Raw genomic sequence first — 15,400 nt, 5'->3', positions numbered from 1 at the left:
GGACCCGGTAAAGAGTCCTTTGCTCGACTCCCCATTCTTCTCAAAACGGGGATGGGGGATACCCGTGCCCATTCCCACCGCCATTCCAGGAATCAACCTCGTCTGTTCCTGTCCAGGCGCCCCGGCCTGGGACTGACCTTCAGAGCAACTGGTTGCGCTTGGCGAACTCCGCCAGCGCCACCACCGACTTGAGGTTAAGCTTGTCGATCAGCCGGGTCTTGTAGGTGCTCACGGTCTTGTCGCTGAGCAGCATCAGTTCGCTGATTTCCTTGTTCTTCATCCCCCGGGCGATGTAGCGCAGGATGCTCAGCTCTCGGTTACTGAGATGTTCAATCTGCCGCGCCTCGGATTCGTTGACATGGGTGGCCATGCGCCCGTGGTCTTCGAGCCGGGGAAAGAAACTCTTGTTGAGCATCACCGCCCGCACCGCCAGTTGCAGTTCATCGAGCTCGGCGGTCTTGGACACGTAGCCGAGCGCTCCGGCACGCATGCAACGCTCGGAGTAGAACTCCGGCGCCTGCTCGGTCAGCACCACGATCCGGCTGGACAAGCCCAGCGAGCTGATGCGGGTGATCACCTCCAGGCCATCGAGCCTGGGAATGTTCAGGTCCATCACGATCAGTTGCGGTTCCAGTTCCCTGGCCCTCTGTACCGCATCGACACCGTTGTCGGCCTCGGCCAGCACTTCGTAGTCGAGTTTCTCCAGCAATATCTTGATAGCCAGGCGAACGAACGGGTGATCGTCCACAATCAGTGCTGTACGCATCGCAAATCCTTGAGAAGTACGCCGGCCACTGCTTGAGACAGGTACGTGCTTGCATCGATCGAAATAGAAAGAACTTCAACGACCTCAAGTGTAGGAAAGTTCTCGGACACTTGCCTGAGCACGGCCCCCTTGCGGCCTCGCAGGCCAACCGGACGGATCGCGCACTTTATCGACCGGGTCCGGCGAGATATGTAGGAATAATCCCAAGACCGGCCCTCCGCAACGGAAGATATCGCTCAATCGGTCGTACTCGGGCTCCAGAATGCCTGTTGCACCCGGCTGGAGGTCGACAGCCGCGCCACCAGCGCATCCAGCTCGTCGCCGTCGATCGAGGTGGCCGCCAGGGTCGCCTCGATTTCCACTTCATCGTCGCCGACCGGTCGCACCTCGACGTCGCTGGCCGGATAGTTGCTGCGTTCCAATTCCTTTTCCAGCAACGACAGCACGACCTTCTGCTCGGCCCGCAATGCGGTCAGGTAGAGGATGTAGGTGACCTCCGCCGAAACCACGTCCAGCGGCTGGCGGTTGATGTAGTTGACGATCGGCCGCAGCATGGTGTTCGCCGCCAGCACGAACAGCGTACCGAGCAGGGCTTCGAGGATCAGGTCGGCACCGGCACAGGCGCCGACCGCCGCCGAGGCCCAGAGCGTGGCGGCGGTGTTCAGGCCACGAACGTTGCCCTCTTCGCGCATGATCACCCCGGCCCCGAGAAAGCCGATGCCGGAAACCACATAGGCAACCACCCGCACCGCGCCCTCGGCGCCACCCAGACGGTTGGCCATGTCGACGAAGATCGCCGCCCCCACCGCCACCAGCACGTTGGTGCGCAGGCCGGCGGTGCGCTGGCGATACTGGCGCTCGAAACCGATCAGCCCGCCGAGAATGAAGGCCGCACCGAGGCTGACCAGGGTATCGGTCAATGATTCGAGGTTGATGTTGTCGAGGGCCTTCATCCGCTCACTCCCCGTCTGATGATGTTGTCTACGTGGCTATCCGGCCGTGGCAGGCACTCCACTGCACGGCCTGACGCAACCCTGTGGCGAGCAGGCTTGCCTGCGCCCGGCTGCAAGGCAGCCGCAAAACCCAGCCACGCGGTCTGCCTGATACACCAGGACTGCCGGGTTTGGGAGTGCTGCGCACTCCAGCGCGGGCAAGCCCGCTCGCCACCAAAAGCCCGCGCACCACAAAAAACACATGGCACCCATGGCCCACTTACATACGACCCCAGCTCACTGCCAGCCGAACCGCCGGCTGTAGAAACCCTTCACCGCCTGCGTCAGCGCCATGTACGCCAGCAGGATCGCCGGCAGGAACACGAAGTACAGCGACGGCAAGGCCTGCAGCTTGAAGTAGTGCGCCAACGGGCCCATCGGCAGGAAGATCCCCACTGCCATGATGACCCCGGTCATCACCATCAGCGGCATCGCCGCGCGGCTTTGCAGGAACGGAATCTTCGGCGTACGGATCATGTGCACGATCAGCGTCTGGGTCAGCAGGCCGACCACGAACCAGCCCGACTGGAACAGCGTCTGGTGATCCGGGGTGTTGGCATCGAAGACATACCACATCAACGCGAACGTAGTGATGTCGAAGATCGAACTGATCGGCCCGAAGAAGAACATGAAGCGCCCGACATCCGCCGGCTGCCAGCGCTGCGGCTTGCGCAGCAGTTCCTCATCGACATTGTCGAACGGGATGGCGATCTGCGAGATGTCGTACAGCAGGTTCTGCACCAGCAGGTGCATCGGCAGCATCGGCAGGAACGGGATGAAGGCACTGGCCACCAGCACCGAGAACACATTGCCGAAATTCGAGCTGGCGGTCATCTTGATGTACTTGAGCATGTTGGCGAAGGTCCGGCGCCCTTCGAGCACGCCCTCCTCCAGCACCATCAGGCTCTTTTCCAGCAGGATGATGTCGGCCGCTTCCTTGGCGATGTCCACCGCGCTGTCCACCGAGATACCGATATCGGCAGTGCGCAGCGCTGGCGCGTCGTTGATGCCGTCGCCCATGAAGCCGACCACATGGCCGTTGGCCTTGAGCAGGCGAACGATGCGTTCCTTGTGCGACGGGGTCAGCTTGGCGAAGACGTTGGTGGTCTCGATCGCCTTGGCCAACTGCTTGTCGCTCATGCGCTCGATGTCATTGCCCATCAGCAGGCCCTGTTGCTCAAGGCCGACCTCGCGGCAGATCTTCGCGGTGACCAACTCGTTGTCGCCGGTCAGCACCTTCACCGCGACACCATGGGCGGCCAAGGCCCGCAGCGCTGGAGCAGTGCTTTCCTTGGGCGGATCGAGGAAAGCCACGTAGCCGATCAGGGTCAGGTCCTGTTCATCGGCCAGGCTGTAGACATCACCCCCGGCCTCCATCGAACGTGCAGCGACCGCCACCACCCTCAGGCCTTCTTCGTTGAAGGCGGCGGTGACCTGGCGAATCCGCGCCAGCAGTTCGTCGGTCAGCGGCTCCTCGGCCTCGCCGTGCCGAACGCGGGTGCACACCGACAGCACTTCCTCCACCGCACCCTTGCAGATCAGCAGGTGGGGATGATCCTGCTCGACCACCACCACCGACATGCGCCGCCGATTGAAATCGAACGGGATCTCATCGACCTTCTGGAACGCCGTGCCGACCTGCAGCTCACGGTGCACCTCGACATGCTCGAGTACGGCGACATCCAGCAGGTTCTTCAGGCCGGTCTGGTAGTAGCTGTTGAGATAGGCCATTTCCAGCACATCCTCGGACTCTGCCCCCCAGACATCGACATGGCGGGCGAGAAAGATCTTGTCCTGGGTCAGGGTGCCGGTCTTGTCGGTGCACAGCACGTCCATGGCACCGAAGTTCTGGATCGCGTCGAGGCGCTTGACGATGACCTTCTTGCGCGACAGGAACACCGCGCCCTTGGCCAGGGTCGAGGTGACGATCATCGGCAGCATTTCCGGGGTCAGGCCGACCGCGATCGACAGCGCGAACAGCAGCGCCTCCATCCAGTCACCCTTGGTGAAGCCGTTGATGAACAGCACCAGCGGCGCCATCACGAACATGAAGCGGATCAGCAGCCAGCTGACCTTGTTCACCCCGTGCTGGAACGAGGTCGGCGCCCGATCGGTGGCGCTGACCCGCTGGGCCAGGGCACCGAAGTAGGTGTTGTTGCCTGTGGTCAGCACCACCGCGCTGGCCGCCCCGGAGACCACGTTGGTGCCCATGAACAGGATGTTGTCCAGGTCCAGCGGATTGGTGGCACTGGGGTCGACCTGGCGGACGAACTTCTCCACCGGCATGGATTCACCGGTCATCGCTGCCTGGCTGACGAACAGATCCTTGGCGGTGAGCACCCGGCAATCGGCAGGGATCATGTCGCCGGCCGACAGCACGATCAGGTCGCCCGGCACCAGTTGACGGATCGGCAGCTCGATACGCTGGGCGCCCTGCACCTGCAAGGAAGCACCATGGAACTTGCCGAATACCGGCGCGGTGCCCGCGGAAAAATCCCGGCGCATTACCGTCGCGGTGTTGCTGACCATGGCCTTGAGCGCATCGGCTGCCTTGTTCGACTTCGCCTCCTGCCAGAAACGCAGCAGGGTCGAGAGCACCACCATGGAGAAAATCACCGTCGCGGCCTTGAAGTCTTCGGTGAGCCAGGAGATCAGCGCCAGCAGGGTCAACAGCAGGTTGAAGGGATTCTTGTAGCAGTGCCACAGGTGCACCCACCACGGCAGCGGCTGCTCATGCTCGACCTCGTTGAGCCCGAACTTCTCCCGCAGCGCCTGGGCCTGGGCTTCGCTCAAACCCTCGGCATCGGCACCCAGGCGCTCCAGCAGCCCCTGGGGATGATCACTGGCGGCCGCCACCAGGGTCTGCGCCAGGGTGGGTGGGACCTCGCGGCTGACCGTCGCGTCGGTCATGCTGTCGAGCAAGGCCAGGCGGCGGAAGTGCCGGGCGAAATGCCGGGTCCGCAGGAAACCGGCGAAGAACTCTTTCAACAGGGTAAGTTTCATGGGGCTGACTCCCGCGCCACCGGCCCGGTTCCTGCAACGACAGGGGCACGGGCAAGGTTGATCTTGCGAGCAGAAACCGCATGCGCAATACCGCCAGGCCGCATCGGCCCCGAGGGGACAGGCGCAGCCAGCCACCCGGCAAAAACGCCAGGCGTGTCGATAGCGTCGCGACGGGCCAAGGGCCACATCACAGGCTGTTCAGTGTCGGGAAAAGGGACGTCGGGATACAGCCGCCAGGGGCTGCCATCGAGATGCCGCTTCTCGCTTTCGGGCGAGACAACGGCAGGGAGAAACTGCGCGTTATCTTGCCGAGAATATGCCGGTCATCGGAACCGGCCGACTACTGTCACTCGAACAAGTACCCACATGGGCCTCCGCAATGGATGAAAACGCGCGAAGCTTACACTTCGACATTTGCAGCGTAAACGGTAACAAGACGTTTCGCATGGCTACCGAAAGGTTCTTCAGGAAGGGTTCAGGTTTGGGATAGCCAGCGTCACTCGCAGTCCCACTGACGCATACGCGCACGGCAGTGTTTCATCGCATTGACGATATGTTTTTCCACCAAGCTGCCGGAAATATTCAGGCGCTGGGCAATCTCCGGATGCGACAACCCCTCCAGCTTTCGCAACATGAAACTGTCGCGGCACAAGCTCGGCAGCTCGGCCAGGGCACGCCGCAGCATGTCCAGGCGCAGACCATGGTCCAGTTCGGTTTGTGGCGAGGGACTGAAGAAACGCTCGTCAGCATCGAGCACTTCAAGAGACTCGTTCTGGCGCACGGCATTACGCCGGTGGTCATCAATCACCAGATTCATTGCCGTGCGATAGAGAAACGCCCGAGGCTCTTTAATCGGTGTGTCACTGGAACGCTCCAACACCCGCACATAAGCATCGTGCACCACATCCTCGACAACCTCGCGGTTGCCCAGTCTTGCATTGAGGAAAGACACCAGCTCGCGGTAGTAGTTTTCCAACATGGCTCCTGTCCGCACGCTGGGCGGGGCCGGTCCTTGAGTCATCGACGACGAAGGTTCGATGGTGGCAATTTGAGAATACGTAATTTATAGTAATTCTCATATAGATTTAAAGTGCCGCCAAACAAAAGACTGAAACGTCTGGAAAAGCAGCTCCGGACAAAGGCTTAAATTCACAGCAGGACTCCTCGTCTAACTGAAAGCTCCCGTATCCCTGCCTGCGACCGATATCGACTCGTCGGCGTGGCCACGGTTCGATCTTCCATCGGCTGGAACCCTGCATGAAACGTCCTCGACGCACCCGACGCGCCCTGCTTGTCTCACTCTGCCTGATCCCTGTCGTCGCCTTCGCCACCTGGCAGATCCTGCCGCCGGGACGTGACAGCTTCGCCACCGTCACGGTCAACCGCGGTGATATAGAAAGCAGCGTTACCGCCCTGGGCACCCTGCAGCCACGTCGTTATGTCGATGTCGGCGCCCAGGCTTCCGGGCAGATCCACAAAATCCACGTTGAAGTCGGCGATCAGGTCAAGGAAGGCCAGTTACTGGTCGAAATCGACCCCTCGACGCAGAAGGCCAAGCTCGACGCGGGCCGCTATTCCATCGAAAACCTCAAGGCCCAGCTTCAGGAACAACGTGCCCTGCACGATCTGGCCCGACAAAAATACCAGCGCCAGTTGCAACTCAATGCTGGCGGAGCGACCCGAGTTGAGGACATCCAGAGCGCCCAGGCCGAAATGCGTACTACCCAGGCACGCATAGACATGTTCCAGGCCCAGATTCTCCAGGCCCAGGCCAGCCTGCGCAGCGATGAGGCGGAGTTGGGTTATACCCGCATCTACGCGCCCATGACCGGCACCGTGGTCGCCCTCGACGCCCGCGAGGGTCAGACCCTCAACGCCCAGCAGCAGACACCATTGATCCTGCGAATCGCCAAACTGTCGCCAATGACCGTCTGGGCCGAGGTTTCCGAAGCCGACATCGGCCACGTCAAGCCAGGCATGAGCGCCTACTTCACTACTCTAAGCGGCGGGAACCGCCGCTGGAGCAGCACAGTGCGACAGATTCTGCCGGTGCCGCCCAAGCCACTGGAGCAGGCCAGCCAGAGTGGCAGCAACAGCCCCAGCGGCAGCAGCAAGAGCGGTGCCGCGCGAGTGGTGCTGTATACCGTGTTACTGGACGTCGATAATGCCGATCAGGCGCTGATGGCGGAAATGACCACCCAAGTGTTCTTTGTTGCCGACCGCGCACAGAACATCCTTACCGCACCGATCGCCGCCCTGGTCGGTGGCAATGAACCACACCGGCAGACCGCCAGGGTGGTAACCCCGGAGGGTCGGATCGAGACCCGCGAAGTCCGCACCGGCATCAGCGACCGTTTACGCATACAGGTGCTCGACGGCCTGGCCGAGGGCGATCACCTGCTGATCGGTCCGGCCGTCGGTAGCGGAGGCTGAATGCAAACGCCACTGATCGAACTGCAGGACATCCGTAAATCCTACGGTGGAGACGACAGCCCTCTGGTAGAAGTGTTGCGCGGCATCGATCTGTCGATCCATGCCGGGGAGTTTGTCGCCATCGTCGGCGCCTCAGGCTCGGGCAAGTCGACCCTGATGAACATCCTCGGCTGCCTCGACCGCCCCACTTCAGGCAGCTACCGCTTCGCTGGCGAACCGGTGGCAGAACTCGACACGGACGAACTGGCCTGGCTACGCCGGGAAGCCTTCGGCTTCGTATTCCAGGGATATCACCTGATACCCTCCGGCTCGGCCCAGGAAAACGTCGAAATGCCGGCCATCTACGCCGGCACCCCGGCAGCCGAACGCCATGCCCGAGCTGCCGCCCTGCTGGACCGCCTGGGCCTGGCCAGTCGCCGCGGCAACCGTCCGCACCAGCTTTCTGGCGGCCAGCAACAACGGGTATCAATCGCCCGCGCCCTGATGAATGGCGGCCATATCATCCTCGCCGACGAGCCGACCGGCGCTCTCGACAGCCATAGCGGCGCCGAGGTGATGACCCTGCTCGACGAACTGGCCAGCCAAGGCCACGTAGTGATCCTGATCACCCATGATCGTGAGGTGGCCGCCCGCGCCAATCGCATCATCGAAATCCGCGACGGCCTGATCATCAGCGACAGCGCCAGCCAGGCTGATGCCCCCCCACCCAGCACTACCCCCGGCTCCCTGCAGGCCGTGGACCTGCGCCAACGCCTGAGCGATGGCAGCGAATATAACGGTGCCTGGAAAAGCGAACTGCTCGAAGCCGTACAGGCCGCCTGGCGAGTGATGTGGATCAACCGCTTCCGTACAGCCCTGACCCTGCTCGGCATCATCATCGGCGTCGCCTCGGTAGTGGTCATGCTGGCCGTGGGCGAAGGTAGCAAGCGCCAGGTCATCGCGCAGATGGGCGCCTTCGGCTCCAACATCATCTACCTGAGCGGAGCATCACCCGCACCACGCGCCCCACTGGGCCTGATCACTCTGGACGACGTGGCTGCATTGTCAGCACTGCCCCAGGTGAAAATGATCATGCCGGTCAACGGCAACGACGCAACAGTACGTTTCGGCAATCTGGACCACAACGCCTACGTAGGTGGCAATGACACCCAGTTCCCGGCGATCTTCAACTGGCCGGTGGTCGAAGGCACCTACTTCACCCAGGCCGATGCCCAGAGCGGTGCCGCAGTGGCGGTGATCGGCCACAAGATCCGCGACAAGCTGTTCCACGACCTGCCCACCCCCGTCGGCCAATACCTGCTGATCGAGAATGTGCCGTTCCAGGTGGTCGGGGTACTCCAGGAAAAAGGCGCCGCCTCCGGCGAGACCGACAGCGACGAGCGGGTAGCAATCCCCTACACCGCCGCCAGTGTCCGCTTGTTCGGCACCCGCGACCCTCAGTACGTGGCAATCGCCACCAGCGACGGGCGCAATGTCAAGGACGCCGAACAAGCCATCGACCAGGTGATGCTGACCATGCACAAGGGCCGCCGCGACTTCCGCCTGACCAATAACGCAGCGATGATCCAGGCCGAAGCCCGCACCCAGAACACCCTGTCGCTGATGCTCGGCTCGATTGCCGCCATCTCGCTGCTGGTGGGCGGGATCGGAGTGATGAACATCATGTTGATGACCGTACGCGAACGCACCCGTGAAATCGGTATCCGCATGGCCACCGGCGCCCGCCAACGGGACATCCTGCGCCAGTTCCTCACCGAAGCGGTGATGCTCTCGGTGGTTGGAGGTCTGGCCGGCGTGGTGCTGGCCATGGGCGTCGGCGGCATCCTGCTGTTGAGCAAGGTCGCCGTCGCATTCTCCCTTGCCGCCGTGGCCGGAGCCTTCGCCTGCGCTCTGGTCACCGGCGTGATCTTCGGCTTCATGCCTGCCCGCAAAGCCGCCCGGCTCGATCCGGTGGCAGCCCTTACCAGTGAATGATCGATCTATGAAGCCGCAACTCTCCCTGCTTACGGTCTGCCTGCTGCTCAATGCCTGCAGCGGCACCACCCCCCATCCGGACAGCGGCCTGGTGCCGCCGGCCGGCTGGCAGTTCACCCGACACCAGGCACTGCAACAGGACAATAGCCAATGGTGGAGTCAGTTCGGCAGCCAGGAACTCGACCAACTGATCGAACAGGCGCGCCTGGGCAGTCACGACGTCGCAGCCGCTGCGGCACGAGTGCGCCAGGCCCATGCCAGTGCGGTGATCGCCGGCGCACCGTTGCTGCCACAGGTCGACCTGAACCTGGACGCCAGCCGTAACAAGCTGCTGCACGGCACCGCCGACAGCGACAACGACAGCAAGAGCTTCGGTGCCGGTATCGGCGCCACCTATGAGGTGGACTTCTGGGGTGGGCTGGCAGCTACCCGCGATAGTGCCCTACAGAGCCTGCGGGCCAGTGAATTCGACCGTGCCACAGTGGAACTGACCCTACTCGGCAGCGTCGCCGACCAGTACGCCCGCACCCTGTCCGCTCGCGAACAGCAGCGCATCGCCGAACTGAATCTGGTCAATGCCCAGAGCGTGCTCAAGCTGGTACAAACCCGCTACGACTCCGGCTCGACCACTGCCCTGGAACTGGCTCAGCAAAAAAGCCTGGTGGCCGCCCAACAACGACAACTGCCGCTGATCCAGCAACAGGCCGCAGAGTCGCTGATCAGCCTGGCCGCCCTCCTCGGCCAACCGGTGCAGACCCTGAAGATCGGCAGCCAGCCCTTCTCCAGCCTGAGCTGGCCACGGATCGATGCGGGCCTCCCCAGTGAACTGCTGACCCGCCGACCGGACATCGCCCGAGCCGAGGCACAATTGGCGGCGGCTCAGGCCGATGTCAAGGTGGCGCGAGCGGCGCTGCTGCCGAAACTGACCCTGAGTGCCCGATTGGGCTCGGAATCCAGCGAAGCCTCCGAAGCCCTGCGCACCCCGTTCTACAATCTTACCGCCGGGCTGCTTGCGCCCGTGTTCAACAACGGGCGCCTAAGGGCGGAGCGGGACAAGGCCACGGCCCGCCAGGAAGAATTGCTGGAGACTTATCGCGCAGCGATTATCAATGGTTTCGCCGATGTCGAGAAAGCGCTGAACAGCATCGACCGCCTGGACCAGCAACGCCAATGGCAGGAAGAGGAACTGCGCCAGGCCAAGGCAGCCTTCGATATCTCCCAGAGCCGCTACCAGGCGGGCTCCGCCGACCTGCTGACCGTACTGGAAACCCAGCGCACGCTGTACGCTGCCGAAGACCTGAACGTACAACTGCGACTGAGCCGCCTGCAAGCCAGTATCGCCCTGTACAAGGCGTTGGGCGGCGGCTGGAACGAGCGCTGAGCCTGTTTCGGGGGGGGGGTGACGCAGAGCTCAATGGCTGCCCGGGTCGGCCTTCAGTGTCGGGGTGGCCGAACACGGCCCCGTGGCGAGCGGGCTCGCCCGCGCTCGGCTGCAAGGCAGCCGCAAACCCGGCGCCTCCGAGCTCATCCTGATACACCGTGCTGGCTGGACCTTGGGCCGCGATGCGGCCCAGCGCGGGCAAGCCCGCTCGCCACACCCAACCTCAGCAGCCCGGCAGTGGCCTTGCAGCAGCCATTCAGAGGTTTTTCAACGACAGGTGACGGGCATACCACGGACGCCGCGGCACTCGCCGCAGCAAGTCGGAAAGCCCCTTATCGTCGGCAAAAGTGATACGCAGTGCCAGTTTCATGGTCTCGGGGTCCATCTCCACCGACTTGCCGATGCTCAAGCCCGGCGTAGTACTGCAACCGTGAGTGCTGGGCCCCAACCACGGGTCATCCACCTCGACCCAGCGCCCCGGCGCGAACCACGGTACGCCATTGACCTCCATCCGCGCGACCTCGCCCGGATGGAAACGCTCATGGGCACGAAACCAGTCTTCGATACGATCATCGATCCAGCCATGGAACGACCAGAACACCGGATGCACATGGGAGGAGAACGGATCACCGAGAAAATCGTTTTCCGGCTCGAACCAGCGCGGGGCAAAATCGGTGAACTCGCGAGCCATCGGCACCGGCGCGCCGTTGGATGGATCACGGGGCACCGCAGCCCAGCGCATGTGCAGCCAGTCATGCAGGCCCAGTTCGAGTTCGGAGCCGAACTGACCAAGCGTCAGCCTCGACAGGTAGCGCGGGTCGGTATACTGCGACTCCCAGACTTGGAAGTTGCCATGGTAGGTCTCGTGGCTCTTGATATCGCTGACCCAAATGCCGTAGTCATCGTCGTCTTCGGCCACCCAGGCCGGCGGCACGGCCCACCCGTCATGGTTGTCAACGTAGTCAAAGAACCCCTGGCGATCACGCTCCAGCTCCGGTTGCGGCTGCGGGAAACGTCGCCAGGACGGCAGCGGCTGGATCGAGCGCGCGGCCTGCAACATATGTCGGTGCATGAAGAAGAAATCGACACCCGAGCCGTTGCGGTCCTTGCGCGGCCCGCGGGCGTCACGCTCCTTATCTCGGGGGCCGGGCTGCCAACCGATGCCGCGCAAGCCGTTACGTTTGTCTTCAGGCAACTTGTGCCACTTGTCCCGGGTGGCGTGCCAGAGCTGGTGGAACAAGCGATGCTCGGGCGACACCAGGCGCGCCAGCAGGGGGGGGGACAGGCCGATACGCTCTCGGGCCTCGGGAAAAGTATGCTTGGTGGCAACGAAACGGCTGTCCAGCTGGGTCGATGCCAGCGGTCGGTCAAGCCGTTCGATACGCCCGGAGAGGGTTCCAGTGCCGGCATTGCCATAAGTAGCCCAGACCTCATCCAGGGTCATGCTCAATTCGTATTCGGGAAACGCCTGACCAACCCGGAAGAGGCGCCAGAACAATTGCGCACCATCAGCCACCGTAAGGTCACCGACCACTCGCAGGCGCGGCTCGGCCTCGCCGCGCAAGCCCTCGGCGGTGTCGATGAAACCGTGCACGGCACGACCGCGTTGCGCAATATCGAGCAACACCTGCACCCCTTCCAAGGGCAACCCGACCAGACCGGCATCACGGCCCTCGAAACGAATACTCCAGACGCCACGCAAGTTGTTCGCCAAGCGCTGGCCGGCCGTGTCGAGCAGCTCGACAGTTGCCTCGCCCGGCGTGACGGGCTCGTCCTCGCGCGTCAGTTCACGGCGTGCGTAATAAGCTGCGGGGATGGCGGCGCCGGTAAGCGCCAGGCCCGCTATGAACCCTCGTCGAGAAATCGTCATCGCCCTACCTGTATCAGCCTTGAAGCAGGCCTTATCCCAGCTAGGACGTTGAGCCCGGAGCAAAATTTAGCCCACCACCAGTTTGCGAAAGCGCTAAATTCCTCGAGCGTCCACTCGTTCCTCCCAGATAGCAAAGGCCCTTGTGGCTGCCTGTGACCTGCGAACCAGAATGAGATGGCAATGACAAAACCGCGTTCGAAAAAGGCTCTCTATATCGGCCTGCCCCTGGCCCTGGCCATCGGCGTAGCCTCCGCCTGGCTGGGCTGGCAGTACTGGTCCAACCCGGGTTACCCGCTGAAGATCGTCAAGCAGGCGGACGAGCTGCAGGACCGGATCATCTCCTTCGACAGCCATGTTACCGTCCCCCTGACCTTCGGCGCCGAAGGGCGAGAAGCCGACAAGGATGGCTCCGCCCAGTTCGATCTGGCGAAAGCTGCTCGCGGGCGCCTGTCAGGCGCGGCGCTGACGGTTTTCGGCTGGCCGGAAATCTGGAACGGCCCGAATGCCCCCCATCGCCCGACGGCGGGTTTCGTCGATGAGGCCCGCAAGCAGCAGGAAGTTCGCTACAAGATCATCACAGGAATTGCCCGCGACTTCCCCAACCAGGTGGGAATCGCCTACACCCCCGACGACCTGCGTCGCCTGCATGGCGAAGGCAAGTTCGCAATTTTCATCAGCATGCTCAACGCCTACCCCCTGGGCCACGACCTGAGCCTGCTCGATACCTGGGCCGCGCGCGGCATCCGCATGTTCGGCTTCAGCTATGTGGGCAACAACGACTGGGCCGACTCTTCACGTCCACTGCCCTTTCTCAACGACACTCCCGATGCCCTCGACGGTCTTTCCGACATCGGCAAGCAGGCGGTCCATCGCCTCAACGACCTGGGGGTGATCATCGATGTCTCGCAGATGTCGACCAAGGCCCTGGAGCAGGTCCGTCAACTGAGCCGAGCGCCAATAGTCGCCTCCCACTCGGCCCCTCGTGCCCTGGTGGATATCCCACGCAACCTCAGCGACAAGGAAATGCAACTGATCAAGGACAGCGGCGGCGTGGTCCAGATCGTCGCCTTCCCGGCCTACCTGCGGCCACTGAGCCAATCGACCCAGGACAAGCTCAATGCCCTGCGCAAGCGCTTCGACCTGCCGCCGCTGCCCAACCTGGCCATGGCCCTGATGCCAGGTGATCCGATCATCACCGTCTGGCCGGAACAACGCTTCGGCGAATATGCCAGCGAGCTGTACGCGATCCTCGACAAGGAGCCCAAGGCCGACCTCAAGGACTTTGGCAATGCCATCGATTATGCAGTGAAGAAAATCGGCATCGACCACGTGGGCATCAGCTCGGACTTCAACGACGGCGGCGGCATCGACGGCTTCAAGGACGTCAGCGAAGCGCGCAACGTGACCGCCGAACTGCTCCAGCGCGGTTATTCCGAAGCCGATATCGCCAAGCTCTGGGGCGGCAACTTCCTGCGGGTCTGGGACCAGGTACAGAAGGCAGCCAAGCACTGAGCACTCCCCCTGCCCCCCAGCGGGAAAAGGGTTTACCCGCTTCGCGCAGGGCACCGATCCATTATCCAGACCACCCAAGTGATCATTCATGACTGACCGCAGAACCTTTCTCAAGCAGGCCGGCCTGCTCGCCGCCAGCCTGCCACTGGGTGCCAGCCTGGACCTTGCCGCTGCAACGACCAACCCAGCCGCCAAACCCGCGCAGGGCGGCGACAAATGGGCTCGATTGCGCCAACTGTTCGACCAGGACCCGGACTATCTGCATTTTTCCAATTTCCTCGTCACCAGCCATCCCAAGCCGGTGCGCGAGGCAATCGAACGCCATCGCGCAGCCATCGATCGCAACCCGGGCTTGGCGATGGACTGGGACCTGGCAGAAACCTGGAAACGCGAGAGCCAGGTACGCCACGCCGCCGGACGCTACCTGAAGGCCCAGCCGGGCCAGATCGCTCTGACCGGCAGCACCACCGAAGGCCTGGTGATGATCTACGGCGGCATTCATGTACGTCCCGACCAGGAAATCCTCACCACCGAACACGAACATTACTCGACCCGCAATACCTTGCGTCTACGTACCGAGCGCGAAGGTACCCGTGTACGCAAGATCAGCCTGTTCAAGGACCCTCACCTCGTCTCGGTCGATGAGGTGCTAGGCAACATCGCTCGCGCCATCAAGCCCGAAACCCGTGTACTGGGCATGACCTGGGTGCACTCGGGCAGCGGGGTCAAGCTGCCGATCGGCGAGATCGGCAAGCTGGTGGAGGAAAGGAACCGCAATCGCGACGACAAGGATCGCATCCTCTACGTGGTCGACGGGGTGCATGGTTTCGGCGTCGACAACCTCGATTTCCCGCAGATGAACTGCGATTTCTTCATTGCAGGTACCCACAAGTGGATGTTCGGCCCGCGTGGTACCGGCATCGTCTGCGCGCGCTCGGAAGAGGTCAAGGACGTGACGCCGCTGGAGCCGACCTTTTCCGAAGACACCAACTTCGCCACCTCGATGAGCCCCGGCGGCTATCACGCCTTCGAACATCGCTGGGCCCTGGACCAGGCCTTCGAACTGCACCTGGAGCTGGGTAAGGCCGATGTCCAGGCGCGGATCCATGCGCTCAACAGCGAACTCAAGCAGCGCCTGCAGGCCGACTCGCGCATCGAGCTGGTCACCCCAATGAGCCCGGAGCTTTCAGCCGGCTTCAGCTTCTTCCGAGTCAAGGGCCGGGACAGCGACCAGATCGCCGCCAACCTGCTGAAAAACAAGGTGGTGATCGATGCGGTGGACCGAGATGTCGGGCCGGTAGTGCGTACCGCCCCAGGGCTGCTCAACACCGAAACCGAACTGGACCGGTTCATGACGCTGCTCGGCCAGCAACTGTGAGCCCGGCTCGACAGCGCCGCCCATTGTTTTCCGATTTCTGCCTGCGAGATATCCCATGACAGCACAATCCCCCAGCACCAGAACCCGCGCC

General features: G+C 62.7%; 10 protein-coding genes. 5 read left to right on the top strand and 5 right to left on the bottom strand.

Annotated features, from left to right (window positions below):
- Positions 1 to 139: 139 nt before the first annotated feature.
- From AC6I6U_RS13730 to AC6I6U_RS13715, 4 genes are all read right to left on the bottom strand, one after another.
- Positions 140 to 766 (bottom strand): response regulator, encoded by a 627-nt coding sequence (locus tag AC6I6U_RS13730; RefSeq protein ID WP_497882458.1) that lies wholly within the window; start codon positions 764 to 766, stop codon positions 140 to 142.
- A gap of 236 nt (positions 767 to 1,002) precedes the next feature.
- The gene (locus AC6I6U_RS13725; RefSeq protein ID WP_497882457.1) at positions 1,003 to 1,719 is read right to left on the bottom strand and encodes an MgtC/SapB family protein; all 717 of its coding nucleotides are present in this window, start codon (positions 1,717 to 1,719) and stop codon (positions 1,003 to 1,005) included.
- Positions 1,720 to 1,995: 276 nt separating this feature from the next.
- The gene (gene mgtA, locus AC6I6U_RS13720) at positions 1,996 to 4,761 is read right to left on the bottom strand and encodes a magnesium-translocating P-type ATPase (protein WP_497882456.1); all 2,766 of its coding nucleotides are present in this window, start codon (positions 4,759 to 4,761) and stop codon (positions 1,996 to 1,998) included.
- A 496-nt stretch (positions 4,762 to 5,257) separates the two neighbouring features.
- Complete coding sequence (locus tag AC6I6U_RS13715) at positions 5,258 to 5,740, bottom strand: sigma-70 family RNA polymerase sigma factor (protein WP_497882455.1); 483 nt, start codon at positions 5,738 to 5,740, stop codon at positions 5,258 to 5,260.
- A 278-nt stretch (positions 5,741 to 6,018) separates the two neighbouring features.
- Here AC6I6U_RS13715 and AC6I6U_RS13710 point away from each other — a divergent pair, with 278 nt between their 5' ends.
- From AC6I6U_RS13710 to AC6I6U_RS13700, 3 genes are read left to right on the top strand one after another with little or no spacing between them, the layout of a single operon-like run.
- Positions 6,019 to 7,194 carry an efflux RND transporter periplasmic adaptor subunit gene (locus AC6I6U_RS13710; RefSeq protein WP_497882454.1) on the top strand — a complete coding sequence of 392 codons (1,176 nt, stop codon included), beginning with the start codon at positions 6,019 to 6,021 and terminating at the stop codon, positions 7,192 to 7,194.
- Complete coding sequence (locus tag AC6I6U_RS13705) at positions 7,195 to 9,168, top strand: MacB family efflux pump subunit (RefSeq protein WP_497882453.1); 1,974 nt, start codon at positions 7,195 to 7,197, stop codon at positions 9,166 to 9,168. It begins immediately after the preceding gene.
- 7 nt (positions 9,169 to 9,175) lie between these two features.
- The gene (locus AC6I6U_RS13700; RefSeq protein ID WP_497882452.1) at positions 9,176 to 10,549 is read left to right on the top strand and encodes an efflux transporter outer membrane subunit; all 1,374 of its coding nucleotides are present in this window, start codon (positions 9,176 to 9,178) and stop codon (positions 10,547 to 10,549) included.
- 256 nt (positions 10,550 to 10,805) lie between these two features.
- Here the strand turns inward: AC6I6U_RS13700 and pvdP are convergent, their stop codons facing one another.
- Complete coding sequence (gene pvdP / locus AC6I6U_RS13695; RefSeq protein WP_497882451.1) at positions 10,806 to 12,419, bottom strand: pyoverdine maturation tyrosinase PvdP; 1,614 nt, start codon at positions 12,417 to 12,419, stop codon at positions 10,806 to 10,808.
- Between the two features lie 180 nt (positions 12,420 to 12,599).
- On the opposite strand from pvdP, the gene pvdM reads away from it, so the two are divergent.
- A complete protein-coding gene (gene pvdM, locus AC6I6U_RS13690; RefSeq protein ID WP_497882450.1) occupies positions 12,600 to 13,931 on the top strand; it encodes a pyoverdine-tailoring dipeptidase-like protein PvdM in 1,332 nt (443 codons plus the stop codon).
- A gap of 88 nt (positions 13,932 to 14,019) precedes the next feature.
- Positions 14,020 to 15,309, top strand: a complete 1,290-nt coding sequence (pvdN, locus tag AC6I6U_RS13685; RefSeq protein WP_497882449.1) for a pyoverdine-tailoring periplasmic protein PvdN — start codon at positions 14,020 to 14,022, stop codon at positions 15,307 to 15,309.
- The last annotated feature ends 91 nt before the right edge of the window (positions 15,310 to 15,400 follow it).

This window comes from Pseudomonas sp. UTLPPB19802, assembly GCF_059730225.1.
The sequence above is the reverse complement of the archived record's forward strand: the minus strand, read 5'-3'. Positions and strand labels throughout refer to the sequence as shown.

What these genes read in the sequence shown, in the direction of transcription:
- AC6I6U_RS13710 (WP_497882454.1), top strand. Translation starts at nt 6,019, where the DNA reads ATGAAACGTCCTCGACGCACCCGACGCGCCCTGCTTGTCTCACTCTGC.
- pvdP (WP_497882451.1), bottom strand. Translation starts at nt 12,419, where the DNA reads ATGACGATTTCTCGACGAGGGTTCATAGCGGGCCTGGCGCTTACCGGC.
- AC6I6U_RS13705 (WP_497882453.1), top strand. Translation starts at nt 7,195, where the DNA reads ATGCAAACGCCACTGATCGAACTGCAGGACATCCGTAAATCCTACGGT.
- mgtA (WP_497882456.1), bottom strand. Translation starts at nt 4,761, where the DNA reads ATGAAACTTACCCTGTTGAAAGAGTTCTTCGCCGGTTTCCTGCGGACC.
- pvdN (WP_497882449.1), top strand. Translation starts at nt 14,020, where the DNA reads ATGACTGACCGCAGAACCTTTCTCAAGCAGGCCGGCCTGCTCGCCGCC.
- AC6I6U_RS13700 (WP_497882452.1), top strand. Translation starts at nt 9,176, where the DNA reads ATGAAGCCGCAACTCTCCCTGCTTACGGTCTGCCTGCTGCTCAATGCC.
- AC6I6U_RS13725 (WP_497882457.1), bottom strand. Translation starts at nt 1,719, where the DNA reads ATGAAGGCCCTCGACAACATCAACCTCGAATCATTGACCGATACCCTG.
- AC6I6U_RS13730 (WP_497882458.1), bottom strand. Translation starts at nt 766, where the DNA reads ATGCGTACAGCACTGATTGTGGACGATCACCCGTTCGTTCGCCTGGCT.
- AC6I6U_RS13715 (WP_497882455.1), bottom strand. Translation starts at nt 5,740, where the DNA reads ATGTTGGAAAACTACTACCGCGAGCTGGTGTCTTTCCTCAATGCAAGA.
- pvdM (WP_497882450.1), top strand. Translation starts at nt 12,600, where the DNA reads ATGACAAAACCGCGTTCGAAAAAGGCTCTCTATATCGGCCTGCCCCTG.